The 18179-nt window shown below is 37.0% G+C and carries 19 protein-coding genes; 7 read left to right on the top strand and 12 right to left on the bottom strand.

The window, feature by feature from the left end:
• The first annotated feature begins 373 nt into the window (after positions 1-373).
• Positions 374-946, top strand: coding sequence for an NfeD family protein (locus tag HP569_RS08025; RefSeq protein ID WP_182200651.1), 573 nt, complete (start codon positions 374-376; stop codon positions 944-946).
• Between the two features lie 11 nt (positions 947-957).
• Positions 958-2397, top strand: coding sequence for a flotillin family protein (locus HP569_RS08020; protein ID WP_182200650.1), 1440 nt, complete (start codon positions 958-960; stop codon positions 2395-2397).
• A gap of 99 nt (positions 2398-2496) precedes the next feature.
• Here the strand turns inward: HP569_RS08020 and HP569_RS08015 are convergent, their stop codons facing one another.
• From HP569_RS08015 to HP569_RS08000, 4 genes are all read right to left on the bottom strand, one after another.
• The gene (locus tag HP569_RS08015) at positions 2497-3168 is read right to left on the bottom strand and encodes a hypothetical protein (RefSeq protein WP_182200649.1); all 672 of its coding nucleotides are present in this window, start codon (positions 3166-3168) and stop codon (positions 2497-2499) included.
• A gap of 23 nt (positions 3169-3191) precedes the next feature.
• Entirely contained in the window at positions 3192-3974 is a 783-nt protein-coding gene (proC, locus tag HP569_RS08010) for a pyrroline-5-carboxylate reductase (RefSeq protein WP_246367007.1), read from the bottom strand.
• Complete coding sequence (locus tag HP569_RS08005) at positions 3975-4301, bottom strand: hypothetical protein (protein ID WP_182200648.1); 327 nt, start codon at positions 4299-4301, stop codon at positions 3975-3977.
• 84 nt (positions 4302-4385) lie between these two features.
• Positions 4386-4709 carry a hypothetical protein gene (locus HP569_RS08000; protein WP_182200647.1) on the bottom strand — a complete coding sequence of 108 codons (324 nt, stop codon included), beginning with the start codon at positions 4707-4709 and terminating at the stop codon, positions 4386-4388.
• A gap of 159 nt (positions 4710-4868) precedes the next feature.
• On the opposite strand from HP569_RS08000, the gene HP569_RS07995 reads away from it, so the two are divergent.
• Both HP569_RS07995 and yidC read left to right on the top strand, forming a co-directional pair.
• Positions 4869-5246, top strand: a complete 378-nt coding sequence (locus HP569_RS07995) for a hypothetical protein (RefSeq protein WP_182200646.1) — start codon at positions 4869-4871, stop codon at positions 5244-5246.
• Complete coding sequence (gene yidC, locus HP569_RS07990; RefSeq protein WP_182200645.1) at positions 5192-6013, top strand: membrane protein insertase YidC; 822 nt, start codon at positions 5192-5194, stop codon at positions 6011-6013. Before HP569_RS07995 ends, yidC begins: the two co-directional genes overlap by 55 nt.
• A 48-nt stretch (positions 6014-6061) precedes the next feature.
• Here yidC and HP569_RS07985 read toward each other — a convergent pair whose 3' ends face one another.
• Positions 6062-6481, bottom strand: a complete 420-nt coding sequence (locus HP569_RS07985) for an organic hydroperoxide resistance protein (RefSeq protein WP_182200644.1) — start codon at positions 6479-6481, stop codon at positions 6062-6064.
• A gap of 383 nt (positions 6482-6864) precedes the next feature.
• On the opposite strand from HP569_RS07985, the gene HP569_RS07980 reads away from it, so the two are divergent.
• A complete protein-coding gene (locus HP569_RS07980) occupies positions 6865-8250 on the top strand; it encodes a sodium:solute symporter family protein (RefSeq protein WP_182200643.1) in 1386 nt (461 codons plus the stop codon).
• A 103-nt stretch (positions 8251-8353) separates the two neighbouring features.
• Positions 8354-9454: a M24 family metallopeptidase gene (locus tag HP569_RS07975; protein ID WP_182200642.1), complete on the top strand. Its 1101-nt coding sequence runs from the start codon at positions 8354-8356 to the stop codon at positions 9452-9454.
• Here the strand turns inward: HP569_RS07975 and HP569_RS07970 are convergent.
• From HP569_RS07970 to HP569_RS07940, 7 genes are all read right to left on the bottom strand, one after another.
• The gene (locus tag HP569_RS07970; protein WP_182200641.1) at positions 9444-9689 is read right to left on the bottom strand and encodes a hypothetical protein; all 246 of its coding nucleotides are present in this window, start codon (positions 9687-9689) and stop codon (positions 9444-9446) included. The genes HP569_RS07975 and HP569_RS07970 overlap by 11 nt on opposite strands.
• Positions 9690-9763: 74 nt before the next feature.
• Positions 9764-10504: a pyruvate formate-lyase-activating protein gene (pflA, locus tag HP569_RS07965; protein WP_182200640.1), complete on the bottom strand. Its 741-nt coding sequence runs from the start codon at positions 10502-10504 to the stop codon at positions 9764-9766.
• A 58-nt stretch (positions 10505-10562) separates the two neighbouring features.
• Positions 10563-12818 carry a formate C-acetyltransferase gene (gene pflB, locus HP569_RS07960; RefSeq protein WP_182200639.1) on the bottom strand — a complete coding sequence of 752 codons (2256 nt, stop codon included), beginning with the start codon at positions 12816-12818 and terminating at the stop codon, positions 10563-10565.
• 439 nt (positions 12819-13257) lie between these two features.
• On the bottom strand, positions 13258-14226 hold the full coding sequence (locus HP569_RS07955) for a sugar phosphate isomerase/epimerase family protein (protein ID WP_182200638.1): 969 nt from the start codon (positions 14224-14226) through the stop codon (positions 13258-13260).
• 40 nt (positions 14227-14266) lie between these two features.
• Positions 14267-15295, bottom strand: a complete 1029-nt coding sequence (locus tag HP569_RS07950; protein WP_182200637.1) for a Gfo/Idh/MocA family protein — start codon at positions 15293-15295, stop codon at positions 14267-14269.
• A gap of 54 nt (positions 15296-15349) precedes the next feature.
• Positions 15350-16072, bottom strand: coding sequence for a ThuA domain-containing protein (locus HP569_RS07945; protein WP_182200636.1), 723 nt, complete (start codon positions 16070-16072; stop codon positions 15350-15352).
• A 96-nt stretch (positions 16073-16168) separates the two neighbouring features.
• Complete coding sequence (locus tag HP569_RS07940; protein ID WP_182200635.1) at positions 16169-17200, bottom strand: Gfo/Idh/MocA family protein; 1032 nt, start codon at positions 17198-17200, stop codon at positions 16169-16171.
• A 152-nt stretch (positions 17201-17352) separates the two neighbouring features.
• On the opposite strand from HP569_RS07940, the gene HP569_RS07935 reads away from it, so the two are divergent.
• On the top strand, positions 17353-18117 hold the full coding sequence (locus HP569_RS07935; protein ID WP_182200634.1) for a helix-turn-helix domain-containing protein: 765 nt from the start codon (positions 17353-17355) through the stop codon (positions 18115-18117).
• The last annotated feature ends 62 nt before the right edge of the window (positions 18118-18179 follow it).

The raw sequence follows: 18179 nt of genomic DNA, 5'->3' as shown, positions 1-18179 counted from the left end.
AGGTTGAGACAAAACAACACACCTTAAGAGAAAATCCAAATATTCATATTAATGTATCAGAAAAAAACGCCGTGGAAATGCACTCCCTTTCCGCAGGCACGGCTTCAGCTAACTCCGTAAAGCAAACAACACTTTACGGAGTGGATCTTCAGCTCGCGCTGTTCCTGCAGGACAAGGAACGCTTCGGCAGCGATGCATCGCACGAAGAAAATTGCTTTTTATTTTCGAGGAGTGTCGTGCATTTCCACAGCTAAATGATTACTTCAAATAAAAATACGAACCTTGATTCTTCTTTTTGAAACAAGGTTCGTATTTTTATAATCACCTTTAAGATATGTCCTAGCCTCTTTCTTTTCAATATAATGGAACTTTTTTGAATTTTGAAACGTATATATATTATAGTGGCTTTTTTAGAAATGGAGGGATACATATTGAGGTTTTAGATATTTATTGGTTTCTACTTTGGGGAAGTCTTGTTGTTGCAATTCTTTCCTTGTTTTTAGGTGATCTTTTTGAAGGTCTTTTTGAAGGACTAGGAGAAGTGTTTAATCCATTACTCTTATTCGGAACACTTGCTGTAATTAGTGGCTCTGGTGTATTACTTACCAAATATGCAGGTATCTCACACATCTACGTACTCATAATTAGCTTAATTATTGGATTGCTTGCTTATTTTGTTATTTATTATTTGTTAGTAATACCACTCTCTAATGCAGAAAGCTCAACTTCCATATCTGTTCAGGATTTAGTCGGAAAAACGGGTGAGGTCATTACAACGATTCCAGCAGACGGGTATGGCGAGGTATTTATCACTTCTACAAATGGCAGCAGAAGTGAAACAGCACGAAGCTTCGATCATATTGAACTAAAGCAAGGGCGTAAGATTGTGGTAGTTGAAGTGAAAGAGCAAATCTTATATGTTGCTGAACTTACTGATGATTTATAGGAGGAGAATAGATGGATTTTATCATTGTAATTAGTGTCATCGCTGCGATTATTGTTTCTTTTATCATAATGTTTGCAGTTCGTTATAGAACAGTTGGTGCAGACGATGCTATGATTGTCACTGGTAGTTTTTTAGGAAATAAAAATGTGCATAAAGTCGATGATGGTAGCGGAATAAAGATTGTCCGTGGTGGAGGCGCATTTATTGTTCCAGTGTTTCAACAAGCAGAGAACATTAGTCTTCGCTCACATAGTTTAGATATATCCACACCAAACGTATACACTGAAAATGGTGTTCCTGTTATGGCAAACGGCACCGCCATTATTAAAGTGCAAAGTACAACAGAAGGAATTGCTACTGCAGGTGAACAATTTCTAGGAAAGAACGATTCCGAATTACGTAAGGAAGCACAAGAAGTATTAGAAGGACACCTGCGAGCTATTCTTGGTACGATGACCGTAGAAGAAATCTATAAAAATCGCGAACGCTTTGCGCAGGAAGTACAAACTCAAGCTGCTGTTGACTTAAAGAAAATGGGCTTGCAGATTGTATCTTTTACCATTAAGGATGTGCAAGATGATAATGGATACCTAGAGGCGTTAGGTAAACCACGTATTTCTGAAGTAAAGCGTGATGCCCAGATTGCTGAAGCGAATGCGTTAAGAGATGCCAGAATTAAAAGAGCGGAAGCAGAACGAGAAGGGAAAAGCGCCGAACTGGTAAGTGAAACACAAATCGCGGAAGCAACAAAACAAAAAGAACTTAAGATTGCAGCCTACAAACGGGAGCAAGATACAGCTAAAGCGGAAGCGGATATGGCTTATAAATTGCAGGAAGCAAAATCTGGACAGCAAGTAAAACAAGAAGAAATGCAAGTTCAATTAGTCGAGAAAAACAAACAAATTGAAATTGATGAAAAAGAAGTAATACGAAAACAGCGTCAATACGAAGCTGAAATTTCTAAAAAAGCAGAAGCAGAACGTTATGCAACGGAACAAAGAGCAGAAGCAGATAAAGTAACTCGAGTAAAGCAAGCCGAAGCGGAAGCTGCACAAATACGATTAGACGGGGAAGCTGAGGCAGACGCGATTCGAATGAAGGGACTTGCTGAAGCAGAAGCTAAAGAAAAAATTGCAGATGCAATGGCCAAATATGGTGAAGCTGCAATATTAGAAATGATCATTACGATGCTCCCTGAGTTTGCAGCAAGAATAGCAGAGCCTGTTGCCTCCATTGACAAAGTAACGGTGGTTGATAATAGTAATGGTGAAGGAGATGGTGCAACACGCATGAGTAGTTATGTGACCAAGCTAATGAGTCAACTTCCTGAAACATTAAAAGACGTTTCCGGTGTTGATTTAAAAGGAATGTTAGACCAAGTAGCAAATAAAAACGAGCAAAAAATCAACGAAAGCTTAAAACCAACGACTACGAATACAACAGAAGCTTAAACATCAAAATCCCTCTACAACTGAAATAAGTGGTAGAGGGATTTTAATTTCTTGTTTTGCATGCTTATATTGTTGCTTTTTTTCCTTACAATCATTTCGTTATTTAGAAAACTGTGCTTTTAAAATATAAGCAAGCTCATAATCTTTTAACCCATCCTTGTTTTCACTACGTCCATTAAAAAATTCCGGTGCAAGAGATTGCACTTCATCTTCTCCATACAATAAACCGGCTAATATAATTGGTTCTTCCGTTACCTCAATTGCTGTATCATTAACAGCCGGGATCATCGCATACCCATTTTCATCAAACATAGTAAGCTCAGTTGCATAACTCGTATATCCACCGCCGTTATCGCTAATTATGCCGACCCTTTGATTGTTCATGTTCTCTCCACCAACGGCTGTGTTGGAAAAAATAATTGTTCCTGATTTAGTTATTGTAGCATCTTTTACATGTTTATCATTATCCTGCTTTTCTCCAAGTTGATATGTTTCGACCCATACTTTAAGGTCCTTGTATGATTCATCTACTTGAAACTCAAAAATAAAAGCCTGATCAGCTAGTGTATAAATGATCGCTTCTTCTCGCTCTGTTCTAGTGATTAGCTTTAACTCATTCATTGCCTCTTCTGATTGTAAGTCTTCAGGTGTTAATACCACATCGTTCGAATGTTGTTCATCATTTTTATCAACATCCTTATCTTCCCCTTGGCACGCCACTAAGAAAAGCAGTAATACTAAACTAAATACAGCAATCAATTTCTTTTTCATGAATCATCAATCCTTTTCGTTTTTCAATTATTCGATCGATCATGACAAGCCTTTATAACTTGTTTCATCATGCTGTTGAAATCATGCTGTTCTAGTACTTCTAACCCTTCTGCTGTGACCCCACCAGGTGTTGCTACTTGATTAATTAAATCTTGCGGATCTTCTTCTGTTTGTAGCATGGATGCCGCTCCTGCAATCATATCTGCTACTAATTTCCTTGCTTGTTGTTCTGAAATACCAGCTTCCTTTGCAGACTGAACTAGATTATTCGCCATTTGATAAACAAACGCAGGTGCACTACCAGTAATAGGAGTTAATGTATGCACTTGTTCTTCCGATACTATTTCTGCTGTTCCAATACTAGACAAAATCTTTTCAAGCATATCTTCATGGACTTGCTCCATCTGTGTTCCTTTCGCACAAAGCGTAATCGATTTTCCCTTTGAAGCAGCTGTATTTGGCATTAACCATGCAACAGGTGTTTGTTCTGGTAAGGATTTTTCTAAATCGGATGGTCCAATTCCAGCAGCAACTGTAATAACGAATTGTTTGTCAATAAACAATGCTAACTCTTTTAATACAGAATCATGCGCTTCTGGTGGGATGGCTAATACAATCACATCCGCATCAAAAATTTCCTCTTTCCAGCTATCTGTCGTTTGAACACCATACTTTTGTTCCATTTCTTCTAACCGATTTACATTACCGTTATTACTTACAACAATCAACCAATCGCTTTGTTTCGTTAAGCCAGCAATGATCGCTTGAGCCATTCTTCCGGCTCCGATAAAAACTACTTTACTCACTTACATCTCTCCTACTTTTTTGGCTTGTTTATTTTTCTCCTTATCGTATTTTAACAAGGTTCGTTGTAAAGGTACATGAGCCATATTAACATTCCAATTTATCATCATATAATATTTACCGTCTATTACAAATTCACCCTTGCCGAGATAAGATACTTCTCTGTCTTGTTTTTGTAATTCGGCTTTTGTAGCTGCAACATGATCATTCCAATCAATATAACGATCTTCCAAATCCAAAACAATACTTCTTCTACGATATCCGAGTAACCAATTAAACGCAAAGAAAATTGCAACACCAACGACAAGAATGAGTAACCTTTCCAACATGTTAATTCCTCCCATTTATTCTTTCATATATATACGCTATAGATGGGGAAAATGTTTCACTAATAAGGTGGTGCAATTCCAGCATTACTTTGCTTGTTTATTTCTTTCTTCATCGTATTTAAACCAAGTTCGCTGTGCTGCTGGTTGTAATATTTCATCCCTTTTACCAATATTCCAATCTATCATTATGTAGTATTTACCGTCTATGATGAATGAACCATCACCAAGATAGGTTACTTCTCTTCCCTGCTTCTGTAATTTTTCTTCGGCAGCTGCAATATGATCACTCCACTCAATATATCGTTTATCTAGATCTAAATGAATGCTCTTTCCACTAAATTCACGAAAAAATCTAAATATAAAGAACATCGACACACCAACACCAAGAATAGTAAATACTTCTAGCATGAGAATTCCTCCTATGAGCCTTTGCTATATATACGTAAGAAAAGAAGAAAGCGTTTCGCAAATATTGGATTTGCCATAAATATGCCTTTGACTTTCCGCCATTATTGTATCATCATAGAATAAGACTTCAACTTTTTAAAAAACAGGAGGTGAATACAGATGTCAGTAGAATTAATCGGACAATTATATAGTGACCTTCACCCAATGTATATTTATTTGACCTTTTATATTGCATTGATATGTTCCTATGGTTTGCTATATGTCGCACATCATCAATTGTCCAAACAGCAGCATTCATTTAAAAATAATTATCATGCTATCTACCTTCGTACAAAAGAAGCAATCTTTCATCTTGGTCAGTGGCAAGATATTCGCAAATGGATTACGATAAAAATGAAACGCAAAGAAAGCCCAGATGATGATGAAGACAACCATTTCTCCTTGTTCTATCAAAACTTACGAACATTACAAGGAGGAAAAACATGTACGTACAATCTGTATTCACTTTCATTAAAAAATATCGGTTTATTGGCTTAGCTTTATTAGCGGTAATTATCTTATCCGGCTGTCAAGCAGCGGCATCAGGTGAGCCAATTGATCCAGAAACAGCAGGTTTTTTTGATAAATATTTTGTTCTAACATTTTCGGGTATTATAAAAAGCGTGGCATCTCTCTTAGGAGGGAATTACGGTTTATCGATTGTTTTTGTTACAGTGCTCATCCGTTTAGCACTAATGCCGTTCATGTTAAAACAATCTAAGAACAGCTATCAAATGCGTGATAAGATGGCAATCATTAAGCCTGAAATGGAAGCAATCCAAGAGAAATATAAAGGTAAAAAAGATACTGAATCGAAAAACAAAATGCAGCAAGAAACAATGCAGCTCTATCAACAACATAATTTTAACCCGATTGCATCAATGGGTTGTCTACCAATGATTATTCAATTTCCAATTCTAATTGGATTTTATTATGCCATTCGGACAACACAAGAAATAGCACAACATAGCTTTTTATGGTTCAATTTAGGTCAGAGCGATCTAATTATGCCTTTTGTTGCCGCTGCAGTATATTTCCTTCAATTCCGTGTTTCTCAAATGGGAATGGATCCTGCACAAAAGAAACAGATGGCGTTTATGGGACTTGTATCACCATTAATGATTGGATTTGTTTCCTTTAATGCACCAGCTGCTTTACCTTTATATTGGACAGTTGGAGGAATCTTTTTAATTTTCCAACAGTTACTATCCAAAAAGTTATATATGCCAAAACAGGCTTTAACCCCAGCTAGCACTGGTCAATAATAGCAAAAACCCTTTTGAGTTCGTTCACTCAAAAGGGTTTTCTACTGTTTAAATTGCTTTTGCTACTACTTCTACGTCAATATTCCCACGCGTTGCTTTGGAATATGGACAGAAATCATGCGCTTGTTTAGCCAATTCTTCTGCTTCTTGTTGGGAAACACCTTTAATCTCCACATTTAGTTTTACACCAATTTGGAAGCCATCATCTGATGGATCCTTCATTAAACTAACATCTGCTTTTATCGTTGAATCTATTTCTTTATCTTGTTTAGAAGCCATCAAGTTAAGTGCTCCATCGTAACAAGCTGCATATCCCGCTGCAAATAACTGCTCTGGATTGGATCCTTTTTCACTTGATCCAGACCCAGGCTGAACGAGATTCAAATCGATTAAACCATCATCTGACTTTACATGACCTTCACGTCCACCTTTTGCTGTTGCATGAGAAGTAAATAATACGTTACTCAATTGAAACACTCCTTATCATGAAATTACAGGATATCTTTACCCTACATGGAGTATTCCTGTTTCTCTGTATTTTAAACGCAATTCATTATATTTCTTGCAAAAGCTTTTCTGACTACGAATATTTACGCATTTTTCCGTATAATCAAACAGAGAGATGTCCAAAGTAATAAACGAAAAAATAAACGCTCAAATGCTTAAATTAGCAGTTTGATCTGTTTTTTTAGTCGTGTTATCATTTTAGAGTCGTTTAAAAAATCGATTTTTTAAAATTTATTATGTTTTTTCGAAAGTCACGATCAGCGTTTAATCATCAATCGTGATTTTTATTTTATTAAAGCATAATTAAAAAAGAAAATTAAACACATCAGGAGTGTGACCTAGAAATGGAATTACAAGAAAATCCCCAGTTACTATGGTTTATTGGGGTATATGCCGTACTTATGGTCGGCATCGGCATTTATATGTCAAAGAAAGTATCAAACAGTGCAGATTTTATTTTAGCTGGTAAAAGTTTAGGACCTATCGTTTTAATGGGAACTTTGCTAGCAACATGGACAGGCAGTGGAAGTATTTCAGGTGGAGAAACATCTGTTGCATTCAGCTTTGGAATTATTCCTTCCTTCATGTTAATGATCCCAACAGTCATAGGTATTTTTATTCTTTATACCATTGCTCCAAAAATTCGGGCCTTTGGAAAATATACAATTTCAGGAATCCTTGAAGCAAAATATGGGCCGTTCGCTCGTAATCTTGCAAGTGTAATTGTTATTTTGGCTTACGTCGGTATTGTCTCTTATCAAATGACTGGCCTTGGTTTTATATTAAATTTAACTACAGGAATGAGCGTCGAATTAGGTACGATAATTGCAGCTGTTTTAATTATATTCCTTGCTATGATCGGTGGATTGCGTTCTGTATCGCAAACTGATGCTATTAGTGGTTTTCTAATGGTCGGTGGTCTAATCATTACTGTTCCAATTATCATCTCTGTTGCAGGAGGATGGGATAGCATCATTGCAAATGTCCCAGATTCGCATATGACAGCGACTGGTGGATTAACAACAATCCAATTAATGGGCTATTTATTGCCATCATTATTTCTTTTATTAAGTGACCAGAACATGTATCAACGTTTAGCTGCTTCCAATAGTGATAAATCAGCAAAAAAAGCAGCACTGAGTTGGTTAGGTGTGATGCTTCTTATCTCACCTGCGATTTCAATTATCGCTTTTGTCTCTCGTTCACTCTTTCCAGACATTGATCCTGGAATGGCACTAATGGCAACAACAACTGTTTTACCATTAGGTGTTGGCGGTATTTTACTAGCAGCTGCTGCGGCTTTCATTATTACAACAGGAAATTCTTATTTGCTTTCTGCAGCTACAAATATGACATATGATATTTACGGAAAATATATTAACAAAAATCCATCAGACAAAAAACAATTGGTCATGACGAAAGTATTTATTGTCGTGCTTGGTGGATTATCTTATTTGTTAATCAGCTATTTCCCGACAGTTCTAGAAGTTCAAATGTATTCGTACACTGTTTATGGTGCAGGAATTACACCAGCTATTTTAGCAGTATTCTTCTGGAAACGTGTAACAACGATAGGTGGTATTTCTTCCATGATCGCTGGTGTTGTCACAACATTAGTTTGGGAACTAGTACTTAACACGCCTTTTGAATTAAATAGTTCCGTAGTTTCTGTTCCAGTGGCAATTATTGTTCTAATTCTAGTATCATTAGCTACACAAAAGAAAAATTAAATGATATAACGGTGAGGGACATGGTAAAATCATGTTCCTCATTCCATTTCACATGAGTAGACCTTAATACAATTCAATGAAAATGATAAAGGAGATTTTAAATATGAACCAACGTTTGCAAATGTTAACAGACTGGCTAAATCAAGAAGATATTGAAGTAGCATTTTTAAATTCACCGGAAAATGTTTTTTATTTATCTAATTTTCTTACCGATCCACACGAACGTTTAATGGGTGTATTTGTATTTAAAAAAGCTGATCCACTATTTGTTTTGCCATCAATGGAAGTGAATCAGCTTAAAGATGCAGGTTGGAAATACGAAATTATCGGCTATGCTGATCACGAGAACCCTTGGGATTTAATTAAAAAGTCGCTTGACGTAAGAGAGGTTACGGAAGCAAAAACGGTTGCTCTTGAAAAAGAGCTACTTTCATATGGCCGTTCTGAAGCATTGCTTGAGTTTTTCCCTAAAGCACTTGTTCGCTCAGTTGAAGATAAATTAAATGAGATGCGCGTTGTAAAAGATAATGATGAGATTGAAATTATTAAACGCGCTACCAAAATGGCGGACTATGGTGTTCAAGTAGGAATTGACGCGCTTGAAGAAGGCGTTACCGAAATGGAAGTATTGGCTAAAATCGAGTATGAATTAAAGAAAAAAGGCATTAGGGAGATGTCGTTCTCTACAATGGTTTTATTCGGCGAGAAGTCTGGCGATCCACACGGTAACCCAGGAAATCGCGAATTGCAGGCTGGCGATATGGTGTTATTCGACCTAGGCGTTGTGCTTGATGGTTACTGCTCAGACATTACACGAACCGTCGCCTATAAATCTGTGAGCGATAAACAAAAAGAAATCTATGACATCGTATTAAAAGCAGAACGTGCAGCATTAGAGGCGAGCAAGCCAGGTGTTCGCATTGGTGACCTTGACACGGCCGCAAGAAATGTAATAACAGAAGCAGGATATGGCGACTATTTCCCACACCGAATCGGTCATGGCATGGGAATTAATGTGCATGAGTTTCCTTCAATGAGTCACTTAAACGATGGTATTTTGAAAGAAGGAATGGTTTATACAATTGAGCCAGGGATCTATATACCAGGCCTAGGTGGCGTGCGAATTGAAGATGATGTGTTAATTACGAAGGATGGATTCGAGACACTAACAAAATTTCCGAAAGAACTGCAGATTATAGAATAATTTTGGTGTGAGCGCCGATATTTTTGCGTGAGCGCCGATATTTTTGCGTGAGCGCCGATATTTTTGCGTGAGCGCCGATATTTTTGCGTGAGCGCCGATATTTTTGCGTGAGCGCCGATATTTTTGCGTGAGCGCCGATATTTTTGCGTGAGCGCCGATATTTTTGCGTGAGCGCCGATATTTTTGCGTGAGCGCCGATATTTTTGCGTGAGCGCCGATATTTTTGCGTGCTCATCTCCCAAACCCGGAGATGAGCATTTTTTTAGCAAAAAATCATTCAAAAAAAAGAAGCCGCGTTTGGCTTCTTTTCTATGATATAACTTTTACTCGATTTAAAATATCTTCGGCATTCTTTACACGATCTTCTGTTGGAGGCTCTACTCCTTCGAGAGGATATTCAAGGCCGAGCGTCTCCCACTTATAAACACCAAGCTTATGATATGGTAATACTTCTATTTTTTCGACGTTATTTAGTGTAGCAATGAAATCAGATAATTGTTGTAAATAGATGTCTTTATCACTATGACCCGGAACTAATACATGACGAACCCAAATCGGCACATTTTTTTGATCCAAGTATCGCGCCATGTCAATAATGTGTTCATTCGATACTCCAGTTAATTCTCTATGTTCAACTGGATCAATATGTTTTAGATCTAATAAAACTAAATCAGTTACTTCCAACAAATTATCTAGGTTTCTCATAAACCGAGGTGAGCGACTAAAACAACCGGCAGAACTATCAATCGTTGTGTGGACTCCTAATTTTTTTAATTCAGTAAATAATTCAACTAGGAACTCAGCTTGCAGTAACGGTTCTCCCCCACTTACTGTTACCCCACCATTGGTTGATTGGAAAAAAGGTAGATAGCTTTTAATATCTTTTACTAACTCTTCTACTGACATCTCTTTTCCTTCACCCATTTTCCATGTATCAGGGTTATGACAAAATTTACATCTCAAAAGACACCCTTGTGTAAATATAACATAACGTAAGCCCGGTCCGTCTACTGTACCACATGTTTCTATTGAATGAATTCTACCCTTCATGTTGTTCGCCCTCCCCCAGATTTCAGAAATAAGAAGGGAGACCCCTTCTTATTTCGTCTTACATACTTTCATGGAACGTACGATTAATTACGTCAATTTGTTGTTCTCTTGTTAATTTAATAAAGTTAACAGCATAGCCAGATACACGGATTGTTAATTGTGGATATTCTTCTGGATGTTCCATTGCATCTAGTAATGTTTCACGATCAAATACGTTTACGTTCAAGTGGTGGCCATTTTTGATTACATAGCCATCTAGCATTCCTGCTAAATTAGCTTTTCTTGTTTCCTCATCTTTACCTAATGCTTTAGGTACGATTGAGAATGTGTTAGAAATACCATCTAGTGCATGTTCATATGGCATTTTCGCAACTGAACTCAATGAAGCTAATGAACCATTTTTGTCACGGCCGTGTAATGGGTTCGCACCTGGTGCAAATGGTTCGCCTGCTTTACGTCCATCTGGTGTGTTACCAGTTTTCTTACCGTATACAACGTTAGAAGTAATGGTAAGAATAGATTGTGTATGAACGGAATTACGGTACGTATGATGCTTTTTAATTTTATTCATAAATGTTTTTACAAGATCAGCCGCAATATCGTCTACACGATCATCGTTGTTACCGTATTTAGGGAAGTCTCCTTCAATTTCGTAGTCAACAACAAGGCCATCTTCATCACGAATTGTTCTTACTTTTGCATATTTAATTGCACTTAATGAATCCGCAACAACGGAAAGTCCTGCAATTCCACATGCCATTGTACGTAACACTTCACGATCATGTAATGCCATTTCAATTCTTTCATAGCTGTATCTATCGTGCATATAGTGAATGATGTTTAATGCATTTACATATAGTCCTGATAACCAATCTAAGATCGTATCATATTTCTTCATTACTTCATCATAATCTAGATATTCAGAAGTAATTGGTGCATAGTTTGGAGCTACTTGCATTTTTAATTTCTCATCTACCCCACCGTTTATTGCATAAAGTAATGCTTTCGCAAGGTTTGCACGTGCACCAAAGAACTGCATTTGTTTACCAATACGCATTGCTGATACACAACATGCAATACCGTAATCATCGCCATAATGTTCTCGCATCAAATCGTCATTTTCATATTGAATAGAGCTTGATTTGATCGACATGTTAGCACAATATTTTTTATAGTTATCTGGTAACTTTGTAGACCATAAAACTGTTAGGTTTGGCTCTGGAGCTGGACCTAAGTTATCTAATGTGTGCAAGAAACGATAAGAACTCTTCGTAACTAACGGGCGACCATCTTCAGCGATACCTGCTAATGATTCTGTTACCCAAGTTGGATCTCCACTGAATAGTTCATTATAATCAGGTGTTCTTGCAAACTTCACAAGACGTAGTTTCATTACAAAGTGATCTACTAATTCTTGTGCTTCTTCTTCAGTCATTACACCATTTTCAAGATCTCTTTCTATATAAATATCTAAGAAAGTAGATACGCGACCAAGACTCATTGCAGCACCATTTTGTTCTTTAATTGCTGCTAAATACCCAAGATACAACCATTGGAATGCTTCTTGTGCAGTTGTTGCAGGTTTAGAAATGTCAAAACCGTATGTTGCACCAAGTTGTTTTAATTCTTGTAATGCACGAATTTGTTCTGATGTTTCTTCACGGTCACGAATAACATCATCGATCATTGTTCCGTTACCAATTAAGTCAAGATCCTTTTTCTTCTCTGCAATTAAGTGATCTACACCATATAGTGCTACACGACGATAATCACCAATGATACGTCCACGACCATATGCATCAGGCAATCCTGTTACAACACCCGCTTTACGCGCTGCTCTAATTTCTGGTGTGTATGCATCAAATACACCTTGGTTATGTGTCTTACGATAATCTGTAAATGTTTTTACTACTTCTTCATCAATTTTATAGCCATAAGATTCTGCAGCAGCCACTGCCATACGAATACCACCAAATGGTTGCAATGAACGTTTGAATGGTACATCCGTTTGAACTCCTACTACTTTTTCTTGCTCTTTGTTCAAGTATCCTGCGCCATGTGATGTAATCGTAGAAACGATTTTTGTATCTAAATCATACACGCCACCATTTTCACGTTCTTTTTTTGTAAGGTCCATTACTTGATCCCATAATGCTTTTGTTGCATCGGTTGGACCTGCTAAAAATTCTTCATTTCCCTCATATAATGTGAAATTCTTTAAAATAAAATCACGAACATCGATTTCCTTCTGCCATTTACCTTCACGGAAGCCATCCCAAGGATTATTTTTTGTAACTTCTTCTGCTACTTTCATTTCCTTTACCTCCTCAAATAATAACATCTATGTTTCAAGCACAAATGTTCAACACTTATCCTTTAACTTAACTACATTATATACCTTCTCAACCATAAAATAAAGTGAAATAGATCACATTTTTAAACTGTTATAATAAATGTTCTTAAAATGTTCAAATTTTAACACGCTAAAGTTTTTGTATAATATACGAATTAAGTATACGCATACAACATTGTCATAACAACATTTATATTGTGTGAAACGGTTAACAAAAAATAAATATATTACTATAACAGGTAAACTGTACTATACTGTTATAGTTTAATTAATATAATAAATTATAACAGTTGTTTAAGCGGACCTAATCGTCTTAAGTGTTATTTCCGTACGCTATAACTTATACATAACAAACATAGCAAAACCCCTATTTCATTCATCAGAAATAGGGGTTTCTAGCTTATGCCCACCACATATCAGCTGGTTGCTCATAAATCATAACAGATTTTAAATTTTCAACAGTACGCATAAAACCCTCTTCAATCGACATGATCGGGTCTTCGTGTTCGATGCTAATCACATGATCATAACCATATGTTCTAAGTGCGCTAATAATATCACTCCATACTTTTACAGAATGACCATAGCCTACAGAACGGAAGCTCCACGCGCGTGATTGTACTTCGCTATATGGTTGCATGTCTGTTAGTCCATACATATTGACATGGTCTTGATCAATATAAGTATCTTTTGCATGGAAGTGGTGGATCGCATTAGCTTTACCTAAAATCTTCACTGCTGCCACAGGATCAATCCCTTGCCACCACAAATGGCTAGGGTCAAGGTTTGCACCAATTGCTTCCCCTGTTTGCTCACGTAATTTTAACATCGTATGAGGAGTGTGAACTAAAAAACCGGCATGAAGTTCAATTCCAATTTTTACATTGTTATCCATGGCGATTGCGTTGATTTCTTTCCAATAAGGAACTAACTTCTCTTCCCATTGCCATTTCAGCACTTCGCTGTACTCCTCTGGCCAAGGAGTAACTGGCCAATTTGGATATTTACCCTCTTCAGAATCACCTGGTGTTCCAGAGAATGCATTAACAACCGGCACACTCAAAAGCCCAGCAAGCTCTATCGTTTTAACCAGAGTTTCATGTGACTCTTTTCTAAATGACGCATTTGGAGAAATAGGATTACCATGACAGCTGAATGCACTAATAGTTAAGCCTCGTGATCTTACTTTTTCTAAAAAAGATATACGCGCATGTTCATTTTCCAATAATTCATCTAATTTTAAATGCGCATCACCAGGGTAACCTCCAGTGCCAATCTCAACTGCATCTAAACCAGCATTTTTCACGTAGTCTAACATGGTTTCTAAATTTTTATCTGAAAATAGTACTGTGAATACACCTAACTTCATTATTGATTCACTCCCTGTATAAGATTATTTTTGGGCACTTCTAGCTCAAAGCAATTCTCTTTCCTGTCTTACTAGATTCAATTGCGGCAAGAATGATGTCTAATGACTTTTTACCTTCCTCACCGTCAATTAGAGGTTTTTCGCCTGTTTTTATCGTATGGATAAAGTGATCAATCACCCCTGTTGAGGTTTGTTTTCCTTCTTCATTTGATTGAATCGCTCCTAATTCATAGTTAACTTTACTTCCGTCCGTATAGATTGCAATTAAGCTATAGTTAGGATGATCTTCTATGCGAAGCAATCCTTTTTCCCCATAAATTAACGTGGCATTATCCTCGCTCACTTTATATGCCCAGCTCGCAGTCAATGTACCAATAACTCCTGATTTACTTTTTAAAATACAAACAGCATTATCATCAACGGTAATGTTGTCTTTCGCATTTGTTTCTACAATGGCTGACACATCCGTAAATTCCTCATTTAGAATATAGCGAATGAGGTCAGCTTTATGTACGCCTAAGTCACCCATTGCACCCATAACCGCATCTTCCTTTCTAAAAAACCATGAATCTTCGCCATCAACACTCCAGCTTTCTGGACCACCATGGCCAAAAGCAGTCCGGAAGCTATAAACTTTTCCAATAGCTCCTTCTGCTATTAATTCTTTCGCCTTTTGATGCGAAGGAACGAAACGTTGGTTATGAGCAATCATTAAGTTTTTACCGTTTTTCTCACTTGCGTCAATCATCGCTTGTGCTTGTTCTTTTGTTGTTGCCATTGGCTTTTCACATAAAACATGAGCGCCGTTGTTAAGGGCGGCAATGGAAACAGGTGCGTGAAGCGCATTAGGTAGACACACACTGACCACATCTAACGACTCTTTTTCCAACATCTCATTATAGTTTGTATACACTGATCCCCCATAAATTTCTTGCATTGCTTTAGCACGTTCTTCTACCACGTCACATAAAGCAACAATTTCAACTTGATTATTTTGACTGTATTCTGGTAAATGCCTATGCTTACTTATACTTCCGCACCCTACAACCGCTACTTTAATTTTCCCCATGTTTAATCACTCCTTGTAGTTTCATTTTTCATTAAATTATCGTAATCACGTACTTTAATCTTTCTTCAAAATCGTTTCAATTGGTTCGTGATTGCCGTAGGTAGGTTGATGTGTATCGGTTACCTTCAACCATTGAACAGCATTTTTAATTACCGTTTGTATTTCTTTATTATGATAGGTAGGGTATGTTTCATGTCCTGGTCTAAAATAGAAGACTTTTCCGCGACCACGTTTATACGTTGCCCCACTTCTAAAGACTTCTCCACCTTCAAACCAACTAACAAATAGAAGCTCATCTGGAGTCGGAATATCAAAGTGCTCCCCATACATCTCTTCTTTTTCCAGTTCAATATAACTTCCAAGACCTGATGTGATCGGGTGTGTTGGATCGATTACCCATAATCGTTCACGATCATCCGCTTCACGCCATTTCAAATCACAACTTGTTCCCATTAAACGTTTGAAAATTTTTGAAAAGTGAGCCGAGTGCAGGACAAGTATCCCCATACCTTCAAGAACACGCTGTTGAATTTTGTCTACCCACTTATCTTCTACTTCATCATGAGCTAAATGCCCCCACCAAATTAGGACATCTGTTTTATTTAATAAATCATCAGATAAGCCATGATTTTCTTCATCCAACGTCCCCGTTACTACCTCGTGACCTTCTTCTATCAAAAATTTATAAATGGTACCATGTATACCTTCTGGATAAATCTCTCTAACTTTTTGATTTTTTTGTTCATGCCTGTTTTCATTCCAAACGCATATACGCACCGTTGAACCTCCTCTGTTTTCTTTTACTGTATCTCGTATGATGAAAGTTAACCTTCGATATATTAATCTAGTATTCCTTCTTAATAATTTAAAAAGCTAAAACCGAACACGTTGATTTGATTTTCCAGATTCATATATAGCACAAATCATTTGTTGCGTTTTTAACCCTTCTTCAGCAGGAATGTCTAAGTGATCGACTTCCCCTTGTAAAAAATCATAAAAATTATTAATTTGCTTTACGTGACTCACACCCCAATATCCCTTTACACCTGAATCATAGGTAAACGTTTCAAGAGGATTATGATCTGCGATAAATGTTCGACCATCATGTAATGTCACTGTGGCTTTATCCGCCACCATCTTTGCAATTCCTTTTTCACAGTGCAATTCGATTTCAACGGGTGCATCATAAGTGTAATAGTTGATTGCATGAAAAGCGGTCACAACACCATTTCGATATGCGATCACTCCTTCAGCAGCATCTTCCACTTCAATTAATTGATGTGCGCGGTTACTAATGGAAGCATCAACATATTTTAATTCACTATCGACAAACCAGCGCATTAAATCCAGCGTATGAATCGCTTGGTCAATAATGACGCCGCCACCTTCTTTATCCCACGTACCTTTCCAATCACTGTTTTGGTAATATTCATCAGAACGATCCCATGTAACTTGGAGTTTTCCTGCTTTAACCTTACCCAATTCACCTGAATGAAGCATATTTTTTATTAATTGTGAACCTGGATTGTATCGATTCTGAAAAATGACACCGAGCGTAACACCATTCTCTTTTGCACTATCAATCATCGCTTTTGCATCTTCATATTCAATCGTCATTGGCTTTTCTGTCATAACATGAATTTTTCGTTTTGTTGCCGCCATACTTGCTGGTGCATGTAAATAGTGCGGTAAGCAAATGTGAACAACATCTAACTCTTCTTGATCCATCATATCTTCATAATTTTCATACGCTTTAGCGCTATATTGCCTTGCTTTTTCATCTGCGCGTTCCTTTTTAATATCACATACAGCAATAAGATCTAAATCCTCTCGTTCAGTTATACTCGCTGCATGCATAGGAAAAATATTGCCACAACCAATGATTGCCACTCTACGTTTCTTCATTATTTATCACTCCTATTTTTAAACCGTTTACAATATACTATTTGATTAAAACTCGTTATCTTAATCATTACCTTATCGCTTCTTACAATATTTTTATATAGATGATATGATGAATTCATATCCTATCTTGCTATAAAAAGGGAGGTATACATATGAAGATTGATCATTGTAGCTTTTCATTCCATACAAACGGCTATCACGAAACAAATCCGAATGGCTTAGAGAATTTTTTGGTTAGGTTACAAACAGAAGGACAATCTCAAACAAAAATTAGAACGAACACTTATACACTCGAAAAAGGAGATATTATCTTTGTTCCAGAAAAAACATACTATCAACTAGACATTGAACCAGGTCAAAAAAGTGGGGACTTTCATTTATTAGTAACAGGGGAGTGGTTAACCAAGTGGTGGCATGAAAATGAGAAACCTGATCACGCTTCCTTATCTTCTATCGAGAAAATTATATCTCTATGGCGTCTGTTAGCAACAGAAAAATTACGACCGAATCATGAACAAAATCATTCCTTAAACACGAATCTATTTAAAAGTATCTTGCTGATGATAGAAGAAGAAATTAAAGCACGTCATTCGATTCAACGGCCCTTTATTGTGACACGCATGATGCGCTATATCGAAGAACATGCATTAGAACATTTAGTACTTGAACAGGTTGCAAATGAAGTTGAACTAAGTGTGTCACGGGCGAGTCACTTATTTAAAGATCATACAGGAAAAACAATAATTCAATACGCACAACAACTTAAACTTGAAGCTGCAATTAATCAGATGAAATATACAAACATGACGCTAGAGCAAATCGCGCTTACGTGTGGATTTGGTAACTATCCTTACTTTCACAGACTATTTACAAGAGTACATCGTCAATCACCTAGCCAGTATCGCAAGAGTCATTAACGAGCTATAAGACTTTTTAACGGTATTGAAAAAAGACATTTAGTACAACTAATCCAAACAAG

This window comes from Paraliobacillus salinarum (assembly GCF_014083865.1).
GTDB lineage: Bacteria > Bacillota > Bacilli > Bacillales > Amphibacillaceae > Paraliobacillus > Paraliobacillus salinarum.
The sequence above is the reverse complement of the archived record's forward strand: the minus strand, read 5'-3'. Positions and strand labels throughout refer to the sequence as shown.